We start from the raw sequence: 17578 nt of genomic DNA on the forward strand, positions 1-17578 counted from the left end.
TTATCCGTTCACGCGCCTTGCGCCACTGACGCTCGCGCTTTCTTTCAATTGAGAAATAATACGATTGAGGTGTTTAAGGTCCCACACTTCAACGTCAATAATCATTTCAGTAAAGTCGGGCGCTGTCCGCACCATTGAGAGATTATGAATATTGGCGTCGTTCGACGCCACGATCTGCGCGATTTCAGCCAAAGACCCGGGCGAATTGATTGCAGACACACTGATCCGTGCCGGGAAGCGTTCATGCATCCCCTCATCAATGTCCCAGCGCACATCAATCCAGCGCTCCGGCTGATCATCATAAGCGGTCAGTGCGGGTGACTGAATCGGATAGATCGTGATCCCTGCTCCCGGCTGCATGATACCAACGATACGGTCGCCCGGCACAGCGCCTTCCGGTGCAAAACGCACAGGCAAGTCGGAATTGGTGCCACGGATCGGCAAGGCCTTGCGCTTTGGCCTTTCGCCATCAGCCACAGCTTTTTGCGCACCTTCAGAACCTTCCGGCACCTTGAAGATCATGCCAGCGGCGTTCTGAATATTAAACCAGCCCTTTTCGCCGGTCTTGGTAGGGTTGTTCTGCGAGGTAACACGCGTATCCTGATAGTCAGGATAAACTGCTTTCACAACGTCGGTAGATGGCAGTTCACCGCGACCAACTGCGGCCAGAACATCTTCAACTTCCTTGCGAGCCAGACGCGGCAGACCAGGTTTGAGAATATCCTTGCTGAAAGGTTTTCCTGCACGCTCGAAAGCGCGCTCAAGAATACGCATACCGAGGCCGGAATACTGTTTGCGAACCGCCGAGCGCGTTGCGCGACGGATTGCGGCGCGCGCTTTGCCCGTTGCAACAAGCGACTCCCATGCGGCAGGTGGGACCTGCGCTTTGGAACGAATGATGTCGACTTCGTCGCCATTCTTGAGCTCTGTCATCAACGGCATAATACGGCCATTGACCTTGGCACCAACACAGCTGTCGCCAATATCGGTATGAACCGCATAGGCGAAATCGATTGGCGTCGCCCCGCGCGGAAGCGCAATGAGACGACCTTTGGGTGTGAAACAGAATACCTGATCCTGAAACAATTCCAACTTGGTATGTTCGAGAAACTCTTCAGGGTTATCGCCCTCGGAAAGCTGCTCGATAGTCTGGCGCAGCCAAGCATAGGCATTGGTTTCGGTTGATATCTGATGCGGATTACTGGCACTGCCGCGATCCTTATAGATCGAATGGGCCGCCACACCGAATTCTGCAATTTCATCCATGACACGCGTGCGGATCTGCAGTTCGATACGCTGGCGTGATGGGCCAATGATCGTTGTATGGATGGAACGATAGTCGTTCTGCTTAGGTGTCGAAATGTAGTCTTTGAACCGACCTGGAACCATCGACCAGGTGGTATGGATCAGACCGAGTGCGCGATAGCAATCCTGTGTCGATTCAACCATGACGCGGAAGCCGAAAATATCGGACAGTTGTTCAAACGACAGGCCCTTGGTTTCCATTTTACGGAAAACCGACCAAGGCTTCTTCTGACGGCTCTTAACGCTCGCCTTGATACCGTTCTTTTGGAAAATCTCAGACAAGTCTTCTTCGATCTTCTGTAGAAGACCACGGTTCTTTTCAAGAAGCTCTGCAAGCCGATCCGTTACCGCACGCCATGCATCCGGGTTGATATAGCGGAATGCAAGTTCTTCGAGCTCTTCGCGCGTGTCCTGCATACCCATGCGGCCAGCGAGTGGCGCATAGATATCCATGGTTTCTTCAGCAATGCGCAGACGCTTGTCTTCGCGCATCACGCCAAGAGTACGCATATTGTGCAGTCGATCTGCAAGCTTCACCAGAAGCACGCGCACGTCTTCGGAAATAGCCAACAACAGCTTGCGCAAGTTTTCCGCCTGCACTGCCTTCTTGGAAACCAGATCGAGCTTCTTGAGTTTGGTCAGACCTTCAACGAGCTTACCAATCTCCGGGCCAAACAGCTGATCGATTTCCTGACGGGTAGCTGTGGTGTCTTCAATCGTGTCATGCAGAAGAGCAATCGCAATCGTTGCTTCATCCAAATGCATATCTGTGAGAATTGCTGCGACTTCGAGCGGGTGGGAAAAATATGGATCGCCGGACGCACGCTTCTGGCTGCCATGCTTCTGCATGGCGTAAACATACGCCTTGTTGAGAAGCGCCTCATTGACGTCAGGCTTGTATCGCTGAACACGCTCTACAAGCTCATATTGGCGCATCATTTACAGAAACTCCCTACCAGTCACGTACGCAGCGGTCATTTTGACCGGAAATCACTAAAAAATATAATAATTTGCGAGTTTCCGGACCTGTTTTCTGCCAACAGGCTTAATTTCAGTCACAAACGTCTCAGTGGCAAGCCAAAAGCTAATCTCAATTCCCAGCCTGCCATGCACATAAAAACGTGCGCCACAGCCTGGAAGCCGAAGCGCACGCAAAAAACCAAGGCCTGTTTGTATTCAAGTATTCAATGAGGCAAAACTCATTTCGACGTTTGCCTGAAATACTTGATCAGCAGAGCGACGATTAGAAGTCGTCGTTCTTTTCTGGAGCAACGAGGCCTTCAATACCAGCAAGCAGTTCTTCTTCCGACATACGGTCGAAGGAAACGACATCGTCTTCACCAGCTTCGGCAATCCCTTCAGCCAACGCATCGGAAGCATCGGTGATCTGGGCAGGAGCAGCAGCTTCCGGTTCGTCAACTTCAACGTGCTTCTGCAGCGAATGGATCAGGTCTTCCTTCAGATCATCCGGTGAAAGTGTCTCGTCAGCGATTTCACGCAGCGCGACAACTGGGTTCTTGTCGTTGTCGCGGTCGATCGTGATCTGGGCGCCCTGAGAAATCTGGCGGGCACGGTGACCGGCCAGCAGAACCAGTTCAAAACGGTTCTCGACCTTATCTACGCAGTCCTCAACGGTGACGCGGGCCATAGGCGGTCCCTTTCATTTCTTAAACTTTAACGGAATTTTTCTTGCACATAACGCTTGTGAGCCGAAATTACAAGCAAAAGCGCAAAACACCAACGACAAGGCTCAGAAATCTAGGCTAAGATACAACTGTTCATTAATCTGTCTGACAAATACACGATCTGGATCAAATTGGAACAATAGATTTTGATCGATTATCGATTGCTATATCGAAATATCGCGTAAAAGTAATTAAGATTGATCAAATAACAACCATCAGTTGCTTGTTTTTCTATAATATCTCCGTAGAACGCAATAAACGTCATTGGTAAAAATGAATACCCCCGCCGTTTAAGAAACAAATCTGAATACGCGGTCGCAGGCCCACTCCCTACCGGCCGCAGAGTGGATATATTGCACGATGTTCGATTCTCGTGAAAAAATTGCGCTATTTATTGACGGCGCCAATTTATACGCAGCTTCAAAAACACTCGGTTTCGATATTGATTACCGTAAACTTTTGAAGGCATTCCAGAAACGCGGCTATTTGCTGCGCGCCTATTATTATACGGCTCTGGTTGAGGATCAGGAATATTCATCGATCCGTCCACTCATCGATTGGCTCGATTACAACGGCTATAAGGTTGTCACGAAGGCAGCCAAGGAATTTACCGACTCGACAGGCCGCCGCAAGGTAAAAGGCAACATGGATATCGAACTTACCGTCGATGCCATGCAGCTCACCGACACCGTCGATCATTTCGTAATCTTCTCTGGCGATGGCGATTTCCGTTCGCTTGCCGAAGCATTGCAGCGCAAGGGTCGTAAGGTATCCGTCGTTTCCACTCTGACGACACAGCCTGCGATGATATCCGATGAATTGCGCCGTCAGGCCGATCATTTTATCGATCTGGTTTCGCTGAAAGCTGAAATTGGCCGCGATCCTTCGGAACGCCCACAGCAACAGCAGCGCCGTCAGGACGAAGATCTTGACGAAGACTACTGATATGCGCAATCGTCCGGTTCGTGCAGCTTCATAATTTCGAACTTCATGAACCCTTTTGCATCATTTATAAAAAGAGCGCCTTTCAGCGCTCTTTTTCTTTGAACAGTATTTTCGCCTCAGCCACGATCGCGCAGAAGACGGGATTTCTCGCGATTCCAGTCGCGCTGCTTCTCAGTCTCACGTTTGTCGTGATTCTTCTTACCGCGCGCCACGCCGATTTCCAGCTTAGCTCTACCACGATCGTTGAAGTATAACTTCAACGGAACGACGGTCATGCCTTCGCGTGAAACCGAATTGAAAATCCGTGCCATTTCGCGACGGCTAATCAACAGCTTACGCAAACGGCGCGGCTCGTGATTAAAGCGATTGCCCTGCGTATACTCCGGAATATAGGAATTGATCAGCCAGAACTCACCGTTTTCAAAGCTTGCATAGCTTTCAGCAATGTTGGCCTGATTGGCGCGCAAGGACTTAACCTCGGTGCCGGTCAGAACCAGACCAGCTTCGAGCGTATCAGAAATCTCGAAATTGTAGCGCGCTTTACGGTTTTCAGCGACCATTTTGCGGGCGGGAGAGTTTTTCGGCTTATTCATAATGGCACCATATAATGCTCATTGCCGGAAATGAAAACGCTCTCGCATGAGCAAGAGCGTAAAAATCACTCAACCGGGCAAAATTAGCAGCCTTAGAGCGTATTTTCTGCTGATGGATCGCATAGAAACACGCTCTGAAAGCTCGTTTAAACACATTATCCAACATCCAACGCAAAACCGCTTCGCACTTTGGCTGGAAATACTCTAATTCGTGAGACCGGCGTGCTTCATGGCCTGATCGATCTTCTCAGCGGTTGCTGCTTCGATTACAACCATTGGCGAGCGAAGAACATTTTCAACGCGACCAAGGCGCGACAGAGCATATTTCGGACCCGAAGGATTGGGCTCGATGAAGAGCGCCTTGTGCAATGGCATCAGACGATCCTGTAGTTCCAGTGCCTTGGCATAGTCACCAGCCTGGCAGGCATCCTGAAATTCTGCGCAAAGACGTGGCGCAATATTAGACGTCACTGAAATACAGCCGACGCCGCCATGTGCATTGAAGCCGAGAGCGGTCGCATCTTCGCCGGACAGCTGGATGAAGTCCTTGCCACACGTGCCGCGCTGTTCGGAAACACGCTCAATCTTGCCTGTCGCATCTTTCACACCGATGATGTTCTTGTGATCACGCACAAGCGTGCCCATGGTTTCCGGAGTCATATCAATGACGGAGCGGCCCGGAATGTTATAGATAATGAGCGGTATCGAGATCGAACGTGCGACCCGTGAAAAATGCTCATAGAGGCCGCGCTGGTTCGGCTTGTTATAATAGGGAGTGACGACAAGAACTGCATCTGCGCCCGCTTTTTCGGCATGCTGAGCAAGTTCGATTGCTTCGACAGTATTATTGGAACCTGCACCCGCAATCACCGGCACGCGACCTGCTGCTACTTCAATGCAGGCCTCAATGACGCGCTTATGCTCATCATGGGACAAAGTCGGCGTTTCGCCCGTTGTGCCAACGGGTACGAGACCTTTAGTGCCTTCTTCAATCTGCCAGTTCACGAAGTCACGAAAAGCTTTCTCGTCGAACGCTCCTTCACTATCGAATGGCGTGACAAGTGCAGTAATCGAGCCTTTCAGCATCAGTGAACTCCTGAGAAATAAAGACAGAACCTGACAATACCACACTGGCTTTTAACCGCGCCAGAATAGCTGCAAGGCGATGCACCATAGTCTCGCAGTGCAAATCCGGCAAGCGGGGGGCTAGCCCAAATCAGCTTCCAAATGACAGTTTTGCGAAAAATTCCTCTGCTTTTTTGTCAATCTAATCGACCTGATCGCATAGCATTTGCTCAAAGGTCATGGAGCTCTTAGGTAAATGATCGAAAAGAAAAACATAACCATTTATTAACCAATGCTTCACGCATCGGCATCATAGTCTTATACAGAACAAACACCCTATCGATCAGGCTTAGAAAAGCCAGATTTGAACAATATTTTACCCGCAATCAGGCACTCTATTCTCGTTAGATCATGTGTAAGAAAAATATAGATATGCCAATAAAGCAAAGAGCGCTCTTTTCGAGTGGATTGATTATTGCTGCTTCGCTTCTTGCGGGACAGATGGGGGCTGCCTATGCCCAGTCATCTTTGCCAACGGATGTTCCCACACCGCTGGTACGTCCGTTTGCGCCTACTGCCACACATGAATCTCCGATCAATCTGGTTACGCCAAAAGCACGTCCCGCCACCCCCGATCCGGTTATCACGTCTTCCTTCAATCGTGTTGAGAACCCGGCGACAATCAGTGGAACATTGAGAAGCGGCCTTGATGCGCTCTATTCACGCGATATTCCGGGCGCGATCGCCTATCGCAACGGCATGACAAAAGGCTCGCTTGACCGTCAGATATTGACCTGGTCGATAGCGGCATCTGGAATGGATGGCGTGCCGAGTGCTGAAATTGCAATGGCTGCCTCGGAACTGCCGGGCTGGCCGGGTATGGGCGCATTGCGTCGCAATTCGGAACGTGCACTTTTCAAGGAAAATGCGCCTGCTGCAACTGTAATTGCCACTTTCGGCACTACACGCCCGCAGGCAACTGAGGGTATGATCGCGCTTGCACGGGCATACTTGGCCACTGGAAACAACACAAAAGCACATCAACTTCTCGCCCCATGGTGGGCAACCGAACGCCTGTCGGCTGATGTCGAGACGCGAGTGCTGAAAGAATTTGCGAGCGTTCTCACACGCGATGACCATCAACGCCGCCTTCTGCGCTCCCTTTATAACGATCGCATGCAGTCGGCTAAACTTCTGGCGGGCCCCGCGCAAGCGCAGTCACTCTATAATGCTTATGCAGCATTGGCACAGAAGTCACCGAACACAGCAAAGGCTATCGCCGACGTAGATCGCTCGTGGCACTCGAATCCTGCATACATGTTCTTGCAGATTCGTTTTCTGCGCCGTGCAGATCGTTTCAGCGAAGCAACAGACTTGATGCTGAAAGCTCCGAAAGACTCCGCGTCACTGGTTGATCCAGACGCGTGGTGGGTGGAGCGTCGCATCCTGTCGCGCGAGCTTCTCGATATTAACAAGCCACAGCTCGCCTATAGGCTAGCGGCGGCACATGCCGCAGAATCACCGACAATGGCTGCTGAAGCGGAATTCCATGCCGGTTGGTATGCATTGCGTGCATTAAAGCAACCGAAGCTTGCAGCACCGCATTTTGCCAAGATAGCCGAGATTTCCTCACGTCCAATTTCCGCTTCGCGCGCCTATTACTGGCTCGGGCGAGCAGCAGAGGCGGGTGCTGGTGGTGATGCGAACGGTTATTATCGCCGCTCTGCACATTTTGGCACCACATTTTATGGACAGCTCTCTGCAGCCAAGCTCAGTGAGAAAGCGCCCGAGCTCGCCTATCCAAGACCATCCGATGCCGAACGTGTGCGTTTCTCCGGCCGCCCCGCAGTACAAGCCATCAAGCGTCTTGAACAGATCGGCTACGGAAACCGCGCAACCGCTCTTTATACGCAGCTATCGCAAGAACTCAGCAGCGTGGGAGAATTGGCGCTCCTCGCTGTGATGGCGGAGAAGAACGAGAATCATTATCTCGCTCTTCGCGTCGGCAAGACCGCCGCCTTCCGTGGACTGGACGTTGGTGCGCTATCACACCCGATCGGCGCCATTCCGGCACATGCAAATATCAGTGGTTCCGGCAAGGCGCTTGCTTATGCAATTGCTCGCCAGGAAAGCGAATTCAATGTTGGCGCGGTTTCAAAAGCTGGTGCACGCGGGCTGTTGCAGCTAATGCCAGCCACCGCGAAGAGCGTCGCAACCCGCAATGGAATGGCCTATTCTGCGCCCAAACTCACAACCGATGCGGCCTATAATGCGACGCTTGGCGCACATTTTCTTGGCGAACAGCTCGACCGATTCAATGGATCTTACGTACTAACCTTTGCCGGTTATAATGCCGGGCCCCGCCGAGCTGCCGATTGGGTGGAAAAATATGGCGATCCGCGTGGCAAACCAATCGAAGAAGTTGTCGACTGGATTGAGCGCATTCCATTTTCTGAAACGCGGAACTACGTTCAGCGCGTGATGGAGAATTATGAAGTTTATAAAGCACGCCTTACAGGCAGTGCCGATATACGCACTGACCTGATCTATGGCCGACGTTAGAGCGCCGAACTGATTCAACCGACCCAAACGCGCTAGAATTCAACTTTTCATGTGGAAGTAGCAGTAGGCTTATTCTAAGCCTGCGTTTTTTTGGTGCGAGTTGGAGCCTTCGATTTCGAAGCAGCTTTCTTTGGCTTTGCGTTCTTCTTGAGCACTGCGCGCTGTGTGGCCTCGGTAAGTTTGCTTGCTTGAACAGTCCAGTTTTCGCGAGCAACACGTCCGGAAAATCCAATATGGCGTTCAATCCAAGCAGATTCTTCCATATTCCACTGGGCTATCTGCGCATAATGAAATACGCCGAGCTTTTGCAGCATTCCTTCCACTGCCTTGCCAATACCGTTGATTGCAGTCAGATCGTCCGGCTTTCCGCGCAAAGGTGTATCAAGCAGCTCTGGACGATCAGGATCTTGGAATTCCGCGATCGGCTCTTCAACCAGAACTTCTTCTATAGATTCTGGATCGGATTCGAGCTCTTCTGTTTTTGCCTGTGGCATAGGTTCTTCGACCGCTTCCGCCACTACTTTGAACTTATCTTTCAAAGGCTCTTCCGCCACGACGGCTTTGGTCGACGCGACCGGCTCTGGATTTTCGTCGACCGCGGGCTTTGAAAGCGCTGCCGCGATAATGGTGTTTTCCTTATCGGTGTCCGCAGCTTTCTTGCCTCTGATAAGGCGTCCCAAAACGCAGCCAATTACAAAAGCAACTGCAATAAGAATCGCCAGTTGAATGATCAACATCGGCATATAGGTTCCCTCATACTCTACGCACTTGCGTGCGGCCACGACGGCCACAGCGGCAAATCAAAAACCCCGCACCCATTGGCAAGTCCGCCCAGGGACCACCAGAAATCTGTCCGTTCTTGTTCACTTGGCAGCGGTAAGCCAACCCACTGCCACACCAATCACCGCCGAAAGCAAGAGAACTGGCCAAAACATCTCCGCTAGATAAAGCATATGGAATCCGCCTGCCATTCAATCCGAAGCACCTGTCAATATATACAGGAAAGGCAGCGAAGCGCCCGGTGTCAATTGGATAAAGAGAAGAAACGGGGGATGAGGCCGCATATTGGCAAAATGATATCAAGGCTTTGTAATATTGGAGCTCGATAATTGCAGCCCATGGGGTAAAGGCGCATTCAGAACAGCATTCAACTCACTATACGTCGCATCGTTGAGTGCAGCCCCCTTGACCGAGAATGTCGCTTCTGAGATTTCGATTTCAGCCTCGGAAAATCTCTTGGCTAGATCAATCACGAAGTACACACAATCCTCGAACTCGGGCTGAGCGCCGCGTGCAAGCGCCATTTCATCGTCAACCAATCGGCCTTGTCCTGCCGTTTCAGCTGCACTCATGATCAAATCACGCATCGCATTGTCGGGAATGAACCCCGAGAGAACGATGCCCTCCCCGCTTTTGGTTAGTTTAAAAACGTATGGAGTTGCTGCCTGAAGAATGGTTGTCAGATCGGAAAAATCGCCGACGCCATTGACCTGTTGTACAGACTTAACCGCGACCTTCCGCGATTCTGGGTCTGGAGCCATGCCTTTTAAGATCACATCACGGCCATCGACATCAAAGCCAGTCCAGGCATAAGGCGCGAGCGCGTGCCCCGTGCGTTCAGCTATATCGGCTTCGACCCGGCCTGCACCAAACCATAGCGCCAATGAAGTTAGCGCCGCAGTCCATGTCACACCTGGCCAAAACCACTTCAACATAAGTCCGCTTCTCCAACTAAATAGATCCGTCTTTATCGATGCCACCAGAGAAACCGTCATGTCTCAAAAAGCAAGACCTATGCTGAATTTTGAGCAATTCCCACAAAAGTGGAAGCCGACTTTGCGTAGGATTATGGGTGGAAACAACTGATTGTTCCAACGTTTCCATCTTAGCGGAATCGTTTTGAAAATCGCAGACAACAAAAAACCCGGCAGCCATGCTGCCGGGTTTCCTGTAACCAATCCGTAAGGATTAGAACGAACGCTGGAAGCGAACCATACCCTGCCAAGCGTCCTGACCGTCGAGGACAGAATTCTTGTCGTCCCACTTGGTGTAGGAAACTTCTGGAGTAATGGTGAAGCCTGGAACCAGTTCGTAAGCTACGTTTGCAGTAGCTGCGAAGGTCTTTGCGTCTTCGTAAGCGAGCTGAAGGTTAAAGGTAGCCTTGTCGGTTGCCTTGAACTTCGCGCCACCCCAAACAGCCCAATCGCCACCCCAGGTGCCGTAGAAGCTGTCGATTACGCGAATGCCACGGAAGTTGCCGTTTGCATCAACAGCGCCGTAGTAGGTGTCGTCATTCGACTTGTAGCCGCCCTGTACCCAAACCGAGAACTGGTCAGTTACGTTTACGTCCAAACGAACCTTACCGGCCCATTCTTCGTTAACTGCATCGTATGCGCCAACAGCTGCGATCGAGCCCCAGCCCTGAGCGTACTTCAGGCCACCAACAACGTGTGGTGTGTAGTCATCGATAACGCCGTTGAAATCAACGTCTTTGTCGTTACCCTGTTCAAGAGCGATTACAGCCGAGAAGCCGTTGCCGCCAGTGAAAGTGTAGCTGATTGCGTTGGTGCGGTAACCGCCAGCAAGGATCACGTCGTCGTTGATGACGTCGCCGAGGTAACCAGTGAAGGTTACGAAGTTCGACTCATCGAGACCGAGGCGCAGGCCGCCGAGCTGGATGTATGCGTAACGAAGATCGCCCGACGAACCGTTGGTGCCGTCGTTCCAGTCGTAACGAGTTTCAGCAAAAGTCTTGAGGGTACCGAGTTCGGTTTCCGAAGCAGTCGAGAAACGAAGCGTGAAACGTGCCTTCTGAGCGTAGGTGTCACGATCCTTGCCACCGAGGGTGATCGAATTACCATCAACACCGCGGCTGATGCTACCGCCACGAGCGTAAACGTCATCGCCACCAGCAACGTCGTAACGAACATAGCCCGATACGCGCAGGCAGGTTTCGGTGCCTGGGATGTAGAAGTAGCCAGCGCCGTAAGCATCGCAAACGCGGACATATTCAACTGCTTCTGGCTCTGGTGCGACGATTGCGTCGGCAGCCTGAGCGCCGGAAGCTGCAACCAGAGCTGCAGCGGAGCCGAGGAGAAGGCTCTTGATGTTCATTTCTGACCTCCAGTCAAAGTTAAAAATGGGTCTGGGCATTCTGATTTGGCTGAAGGACAACCTGTCCCCATCCCCTGATGAAAAAGTCGCCCCGAAGCGCTCCTTCTTCTGGATGTGAAGATACTCGCCAACTTTTTCGTTTCAACATCGAATATCACTCCCAACCTTTCTGGAGCCTCTATGAGGGACGGTTGTTGCAGAAATGACACGAAATTGCCCCCTTTGGAGTGTGGATTTTAGGTTTTGTTAATGTTTGTAAACGCCAATTAACGGGTCTTAATGATTGAAAACATGTATTTTTTGACTCTTACGCACAGATTGGCGCCCGAATCCTGCTGCTACTGAGCCAAATATGGCATCCGTCCCCACTTAATAAGCGCGATAAATCCTGCGACTGCTTAAAACCATCCGAATCTCTTTCTGGACACGGAGTGTGCCCGTTGTTTCAGATGAGGGCAAAAGCCCGTAATTCCGGCTTATTCACACGCGCCTATATATAAAAGGTGAAATTATGCTGGGAATTTTACGGTTAGCTGCGCAAATCGCTTGAAATGATGAAGCGTACCGGCTATCTCGCCTCTACCGGAGAGGTGGCCGAGTGGTCGAAGGCGCTCCCCTGCTAAGGGAGTAGACCTCATAAGGGTCTCGTGGGTTCGAATCCCATCCTCTCCGCCATCGCCAAACCGGCGACCTTTGACCCTCCAGGCAGTGTTTTTCCCTTAGAATAGCTTACCATTGCCCGCCTAACAGCGCATGAAACCTCCGTTTTGAGGCTTGGCCGATTCTTGTCATTTTCTGATTCAAAAACCTGAAATCAATCAAGGTATTGTATTTATTTCCCTTTTTTGACCGCGGTCGATTCTTGACTGGAGGTCAGAAATGAACATCAAGAGCCTTCTTCTCGGCTCCGCTGCAGCTCTGGTTGCAGCTTCCGGCGCTCAGGCTGCCGACGCAATCGTCGCACCAGAGCCAGAAGCAGTTGAATATGTCCGCGTTTGCGATGCTTACGGCGCTGGCTACTTCTACATCCCAGGCACCGAAACCTGCCTGCGCATCCATGGTTATGTTCGTTACGACGCAGCTGCTGGCCGCGATCCATACAACAGCCACGACGCAAAGACCTGGAGCAAGAACACACGCTTCACGCTTCGTACGTCGACTGCTTCGGAAACCGAACTCGGCACCCTTAAGACCTACACTGAAAACCGCTTCAACTTCACGAACGGCGATCAGGGCGATCACACACTGAACTTTGCTTACATTCAGCTCGGTGGTCTGCGTCTCGGCCTCGATGAATCGGCATTCCACACCTTCACCGGCTACCTCGGCGACATCATCAACGATGACGTGGTTGCTGCTGGCGTCTACCGCACCAACCTGATCAGCTACACCTTCACTGGTGGCAATGGCTTCTCGGCAATCGTATCGCTTGAACAGGGTGGCGGCAGCTACGACGATCATGGTGACTTCGACGGCGACGGCGATTTCTCTGAATCGAACGTAATTGACGACTACATGCCACACGTAGTTGGCGGCCTGAAGTTCGCTCAGGGCTGGGGTTCCATCGCCGGCGCAGTAGCATACGACTCGCTGCTCGAAGAATGGGCCGGTAAGGTTCGTTTGGACGTAAACGTCACCGAACAGTTCTCCGTCTGGGTACAGGGCGGCTACTCTTCTTATGAAGACGACATCGGCATGTACGGCAACTGGGGCGGCGATTGGGCTGTCTGGGGCGGCGCAAAGTTCAAGGCTACCGACAAGGCAACCTTCAACCTCCAGGGCGCTTACGAAGATTGGGGCAAGACCGCAATCGCAGCAAACGTTGCGTATCAGCTGGTTCCTGGTTTCACCATCACGCCAGAAATCAACTACACCCGTTGGGATAGCGATCATCCACTCCGTCAGGCTGGCATTATCGAAAACAAAGATGCGTTCGGCGGCATCATCCGCTTCCAGCGTTCGTTCTAATCAGAACTACGCTTAAGCATCTGACGCCAGCGGGAAACCGTTGGCGTCAGTCATTCGGGGAGCGTTCACGAAAAGGTGAACACTGATTCTTGTGAGATGGGGATCTCGACGGAATCGGAATGAGGGAGTTGCGGGGACGAACAATGGGGGGCAATGGGTTCTAATTAAGGATCGAAACATGTCTCCACATAAAGTTAGCTCACTTATCTTGTACTCGATGAATTATTTCTTTATGCATGCTTCCCATAAAAAAGTGGGGGACTTGCTATGATCGTCGTTGGGGGCACGAGGATCGATGGAGGCGAAGGTTATTCGCCGGTTATCGATTACAACCTTGAATATACATCCGTAAAAAGCCTGAAGCACCGGCTCGTAGAGCAGTTTTCTTTGGCAGAATTAGCCGGAAAGTATATCAACATCCTTTGGGATGATGGCTCACACAAGTATAATGTGAAATCGTTCCTTGGTGAGATCGACGAAATTTTGAAAGGCATTCGCTTTTCTGGTTTCGATCAAGAAATGCTCGACTCCGTCATAGGTTCGCTTCGTGAGCGCGGCAACAGCAATGCAACCATCAATAGAAAGATGGCTGCGCTGAGCAAGCTGCTGCGAAAGGCGCACAAAATGGGGGACGTTTACAGTCTGCCGGAGTTTGTCCGACAGAAAGAGCGGGCGGGACGCATCCGTTTTCTCGAACATGAAGAAGAGAAGCGCTTATTTGCTGCTGTCAAATCGCGTTGCGAGGATAGCTACCGCCTGTCGGTTTTCCTTGTCGACAGCGGCTGCCGTCTTGGCGAAGCAATTGGCCTCACCTGGAATGATATTCAGGAGCATCGCGTTACATTCTGGCTGACCAAGTCAAACCGCAGTCGCACTGTTCCACTGACTAAACGTGCACGAAAATCTACTGAAATTGCGCATGAGCGGCTGAAGGGGCCCTTCTCCATGCTCAATCAGGTGCGGTTCCGCCAAATATGGAATGATGCGAAAATCGAGGTAGGACTTGGCACTGATGACCAAGTCGTTCCACATATTCTGCGCCATACATGCGCGTCGCGTCTCGTTCGCGGCGGCATAGATATACGGCGTGTGCAGATGTGGCTCGGTCACCAGACTCTGCAGATGACAATGCGTTACGCCCACCTTGCCACACATGATCTCGATTCCTGCGTCAAGGTTCTGGAGATTCGCTAAGGTAAATCTCCCAAAGAGAGGGTTTCGCGACATACGCGCGAAATCAAGTAACGAAGCTATGTTAAGTTATGTGTATTCATGTGCCATCGATACATGAATAATGGACTATGTCGGTTTAGTGGAAACATCGATTGCTGACCTATGGAGCATCACGAGCACGTTTTTCTCCGGGCACGAGCGCGTCGTTCGACTGGTGATTGACGATAAGAGCTCGCACAGTTCTTGATGACAGGCAGTCGTGTAATTTCTGCGAAGAACAGCTGCGCGCCACCGACATTGAACCATTGCAACAGATACTCGCGCCGTAATATTTCGATACGACATACGTTCGGCTTGAGAACCGTCTCTAGCGTTAGAGATGTTCTTGAAAGCACTCACAGCAAATAGTGTGAAGCGGCTTTCGCAAGGGCAATACGTAAAAACAAACATTTACAACGGTTCCGACGATTTAATCTTAACTGGAACCGCTTTAAACGATCAGCTAAACGCTAACTCCCTCCGCAAATTTTCCAAATGCTGCGATCTTGTCTTTGAGACGAATACAGGTGAGCCGTTTTTGCATTTGATGCAGATAGAGATCGTGTGACACGTAATCATAAATTTCGAATAAGCGATGTGGCAAGGCTTGTCACAAGTTGCTATGCCTGTCTGATCCTTTATCGGGTGCCGGGGCACTGAACCAGTCGGTGAGATCGCATCGCTGTTACCATTCTGCTGCTCTGTCCCATCAGACCAAGTTGACCGGAAACACTATGGCATCGCCTCGTCTTACGCCGCTTGTTGAAAGCCTCCCCTCCACTGTCCCTTTTGTTGGCCCAGAAACGCTCGAACTTCAGCGTCGCAAGCCTTTTTCGGCTCGTATAGGCGCAAATGAAAGCAGCTTCGGCCCTGCTCCCTCTGTCATAGAAGCCATGCGACAAGAGGCTTCCGAAGTCTGGAAGTATGGTGATCCGGAGAACTATGCGCTGCGTCATGCAATTGCAGCTCATCACAATGTAAAAGCCGAAAATGTCATGCCAGGTGCAGGCGTCGACGCTTTACTTGGTCTTGTGGTGAGGCAATATGTTCAGCAAGGCGACAAAGTCATCAACTCGCTTGGCGGCTATCCGACATTCAACTATCACGTCGCAGGTTTCGGCGGAACATTGCTGACGGTCCCATATAATCAGGATAGGCCTGACCTAGACGCATTGATCGAAAAGGCGCGTAAGGAAAATCCGGCGCTGCTTTACATCGCCAACCCAGATAATCCCATGGGTACTTGGCACGACGGGTCGGATATTCAGGCGTTTATTGAACGCATTCCAGAAACCACAATGCTTATTCTCGATGAGGCCTATTGCGAAACTGGCCCCGCATCTGCATTCCCAGCCTTTGAACTGGATCGCCCGAACATTCTGCGCATGCGCACTTTCTCAAAAGCTTATGGACTTGCAGGGATTCGAGTTGGCTATGTTCTGGGCTGCGCCGATGCGATCAAGTCTTTCGACAAGGTTCGCGATCATTTTGCCGTTAATCGGATTGCCCAAGCTGCAGCAATCGCGGCGTTGAAAGATCAGAATTATTTGCGTGGTGTGGTCAATAAAATCCATGCTGGACGAGATCGAATCGAAATTGTTGCGACGCGTCATGGGTTGAAGCCTATCCCCTCAGCTACAAATTTCGTCACTATTGATTGCGGGCATGATGGAACTTTCGCAACTGCCATTCTCAATGGGCTAATTGAGCGCGATATTTTTGTCCGCAAACCCGGTGCTCCGATGCTGGATCGTTGCATTCGTGTGAGCGTTGGCATCGATAAGCAGATGGACATATTTGAAGCAGCACTGCCTGAAGCAATTGCTGACGCCCGAAAAGCCCTGAACATCGCCTAACTGCGGAGAACCCAATGTCTGATCAACACGATACCCAACCTCGCAATGTTCTGTTTGGTACACTTGCCGGCCTTTGTGGTGCTCTCGCAATAGCCGCGTATGCGGGTGCGGCGCATGGAGGTGAGAATCATTTAGGTGCGATAGCGCCGCTGCTTATCGGCCACGCTCCCGCCCTTCTGGTGTTGTCATTGATTGTTCCTAACAGCCGTATTGCGAATATTGGTGGTGCGTTATTAGTGGCTGGACTGGTGCTATTCTGCGGTGATCTGTTCATGCGAGACATGACAGGCAACCGACTTTTTCCAATGGCAGCCCCTACTGGGGGAAGTTTGATGATTTTGGGCTGGCTTGTGGTTGGCATCAGTAGCTGGTTCAAGAAAGCCTGAAACCGTCTCACTTCGCAGGAACACTGCTACTTAGTTAAACGTTACGGCAACGGCGCTCTAAAAGAAGAAGGGGCCTTGCAGATCTGCAAGGCCCCTTCTCTCTAAAACGGTGTAAGTTCAAGCCGACTTATAAGCCGTCCCAGATTTAAAATTTTTAAGCAGAACACGGTTTCCGTCATTTCATTTAACAGGAAACGCTCCGAAATTACGAGTTGCCCTTTAGCCGTGCGTTGCAAAGGCTGTAGTAACCGCCGCCCTTCTGAACCCACTTCAGACCGCCCAATGCATTTGCATCCTTGGCTGCATGATACTGCTCAAGGCAGGTATGCATGCGGGCCTTGCCTGGAGATTCGCTCGAAAACTTCGACGAAACTGCTGTCGGAAACTTCACGCCGCGTGGTGCGGCTGCGGTTGGTGCCGCAGGTTCCGAATTACCGTCGGTGGTCAGAGCAACTGGATCAGCGCCTGGGCCACATTCCGATTTGCGGAAATCATTCCATTTCGTGCCACCATCGGTACCGGCATCTTTAGCTGCCTGATACTTGGCGCTGCACTGCTTCATTGTGAGGCTCTTCGCCCCATCATCCGCTGCTGGTGCGGCTGCATTTTTAGCTGGTGCTGCCGCTTTCTTCGCTGGCGCTGCAGGTGCCGCTGGAGTGGCTGCGGCATCGTCACCGCATTGCGTCTTGCGGAAATCATTCCACTTAGCATCGCCCAGTGTTCCAGCATCTTTGGCCGCTTGATACTTCGCACTACATTCTTTCATAGTCAGCGCACTTGCCGGTGATGAAAAAACAAAGGCAGATGCGCTCAAAATGATTGCTGTGCCAGCCAAGGCTGTGATGGTACGAATAGACATCTCGTCGCTCCCTGTCGGATACGGGCTA

14 protein-coding genes and 1 tRNA gene are annotated in these 17578 nt (G+C 51.4%); 7 read left to right on the forward strand and 8 right to left on the reverse strand.

The genetic code is table 11. The features are described from left to right. Both QBD00_RS13980 and rpoZ read right to left on the reverse strand, forming a co-directional pair. Positions 1 to 2244, reverse strand: a complete 2244-nt coding sequence (locus QBD00_RS13980; protein ID WP_318579785.1) for a bifunctional (p)ppGpp synthetase/guanosine-3',5'-bis(diphosphate) 3'-pyrophosphohydrolase — start codon at positions 2242 to 2244, stop codon at positions 1 to 3. Positions 2245 to 2548: 304 nt separating this feature from the next. Further along, entirely contained in the window at positions 2549 to 2953 is a 405-nt protein-coding gene (gene rpoZ, locus QBD00_RS13985) for a DNA-directed RNA polymerase subunit omega (RefSeq protein ID WP_024897324.1), read from the reverse strand. Between the two features lie 397 nt (positions 2954 to 3350). On the opposite strand from rpoZ, the gene QBD00_RS13990 reads away from it, so the two are divergent. Further along, positions 3351 to 3935, forward strand: coding sequence for an NYN domain-containing protein (locus QBD00_RS13990; RefSeq protein ID WP_094576525.1), 585 nt, complete (start codon positions 3351 to 3353; stop codon positions 3933 to 3935). Positions 3936 to 4051: 116 nt separating this feature from the next. Here the strand turns inward: QBD00_RS13990 and smpB are convergent, their stop codons facing one another. Further along, complete coding sequence (smpB, locus tag QBD00_RS13995; RefSeq protein WP_094576523.1) at positions 4052 to 4528, reverse strand: SsrA-binding protein SmpB; 477 nt, start codon at positions 4526 to 4528, stop codon at positions 4052 to 4054. Between the two features lie 204 nt (positions 4529 to 4732). Then, positions 4733 to 5614, reverse strand: a complete 882-nt coding sequence (gene dapA, locus QBD00_RS14000; RefSeq protein WP_095446307.1) for a 4-hydroxy-tetrahydrodipicolinate synthase — start codon at positions 5612 to 5614, stop codon at positions 4733 to 4735. 480 nt (positions 5615 to 6094) lie between these two features. Between dapA and QBD00_RS14005 the strand changes: the two genes are divergently transcribed. Beyond that, on the forward strand, positions 6095 to 8155 hold the full coding sequence (locus QBD00_RS14005; protein ID WP_318579808.1) for a lytic transglycosylase domain-containing protein: 2061 nt from the start codon (positions 6095 to 6097) through the stop codon (positions 8153 to 8155). Positions 8156 to 8229: 74 nt separating this feature from the next. Here QBD00_RS14005 and QBD00_RS14010 read toward each other — a convergent pair whose 3' ends face one another. The 3 genes from QBD00_RS14010 to QBD00_RS14020 form a co-directional block, all read right to left on the reverse strand. Then, entirely contained in the window at positions 8230 to 8898 is a 669-nt protein-coding gene (locus QBD00_RS14010) for an endonuclease (protein ID WP_318579786.1), read from the reverse strand. A gap of 336 nt (positions 8899 to 9234) precedes the next feature. Then, positions 9235 to 9870, reverse strand: coding sequence for a BON domain-containing protein (locus tag QBD00_RS14015; protein WP_318579787.1), 636 nt, complete (start codon positions 9868 to 9870; stop codon positions 9235 to 9237). Positions 9871 to 10123: 253 nt separating this feature from the next. Beyond that, a complete protein-coding gene (locus QBD00_RS14020; RefSeq protein ID WP_151091429.1) occupies positions 10124 to 11269 on the reverse strand; it encodes a porin in 1146 nt (381 codons plus the stop codon). Between the two features lie 584 nt (positions 11270 to 11853). On the opposite strand from QBD00_RS14020, the gene QBD00_RS14025 reads away from it, so the two are divergent. From QBD00_RS14025 to QBD00_RS14045, 5 genes are all read left to right on the forward strand, one after another. Next, positions 11854 to 11944, forward strand: a tRNA-Ser gene (locus QBD00_RS14025). Between the two features lie 204 nt (positions 11945 to 12148). Then, positions 12149 to 13237, forward strand: a complete 1089-nt coding sequence (locus tag QBD00_RS14030; protein ID WP_318579788.1) for a porin — start codon at positions 12149 to 12151, stop codon at positions 13235 to 13237. A 267-nt stretch (positions 13238 to 13504) separates the two neighbouring features. Beyond that, positions 13505 to 14431: a tyrosine-type recombinase/integrase gene (locus tag QBD00_RS14035; protein WP_095446301.1), complete on the forward strand. Its 927-nt coding sequence runs from the start codon at positions 13505 to 13507 to the stop codon at positions 14429 to 14431. 752 nt (positions 14432 to 15183) lie between these two features. Continuing rightward, positions 15184 to 16305, forward strand: a complete 1122-nt coding sequence (locus tag QBD00_RS14040; protein ID WP_318579789.1) for a pyridoxal phosphate-dependent aminotransferase — start codon at positions 15184 to 15186, stop codon at positions 16303 to 16305. A gap of 14 nt (positions 16306 to 16319) precedes the next feature. Then, on the forward strand, positions 16320 to 16691 hold the full coding sequence (locus QBD00_RS14045; RefSeq protein ID WP_318579790.1) for a DUF423 domain-containing protein: 372 nt from the start codon (positions 16320 to 16322) through the stop codon (positions 16689 to 16691). A gap of 205 nt (positions 16692 to 16896) precedes the next feature. Here the strand turns inward: QBD00_RS14045 and QBD00_RS14050 are convergent, their stop codons facing one another. Next, on the reverse strand, positions 16897 to 17550 hold the full coding sequence (locus QBD00_RS14050; protein WP_095446298.1) for an antifreeze protein: 654 nt from the start codon (positions 17548 to 17550) through the stop codon (positions 16897 to 16899). Positions 17551 to 17578 lie beyond the last annotated feature (28 nt).

Source organism: Ochrobactrum sp. AN78 (genome assembly GCF_029909885.1).
In the GTDB taxonomy this organism is placed as follows: domain Bacteria; phylum Pseudomonadota; class Alphaproteobacteria; order Rhizobiales; family Rhizobiaceae; genus Brucella; species Brucella quorumnocens.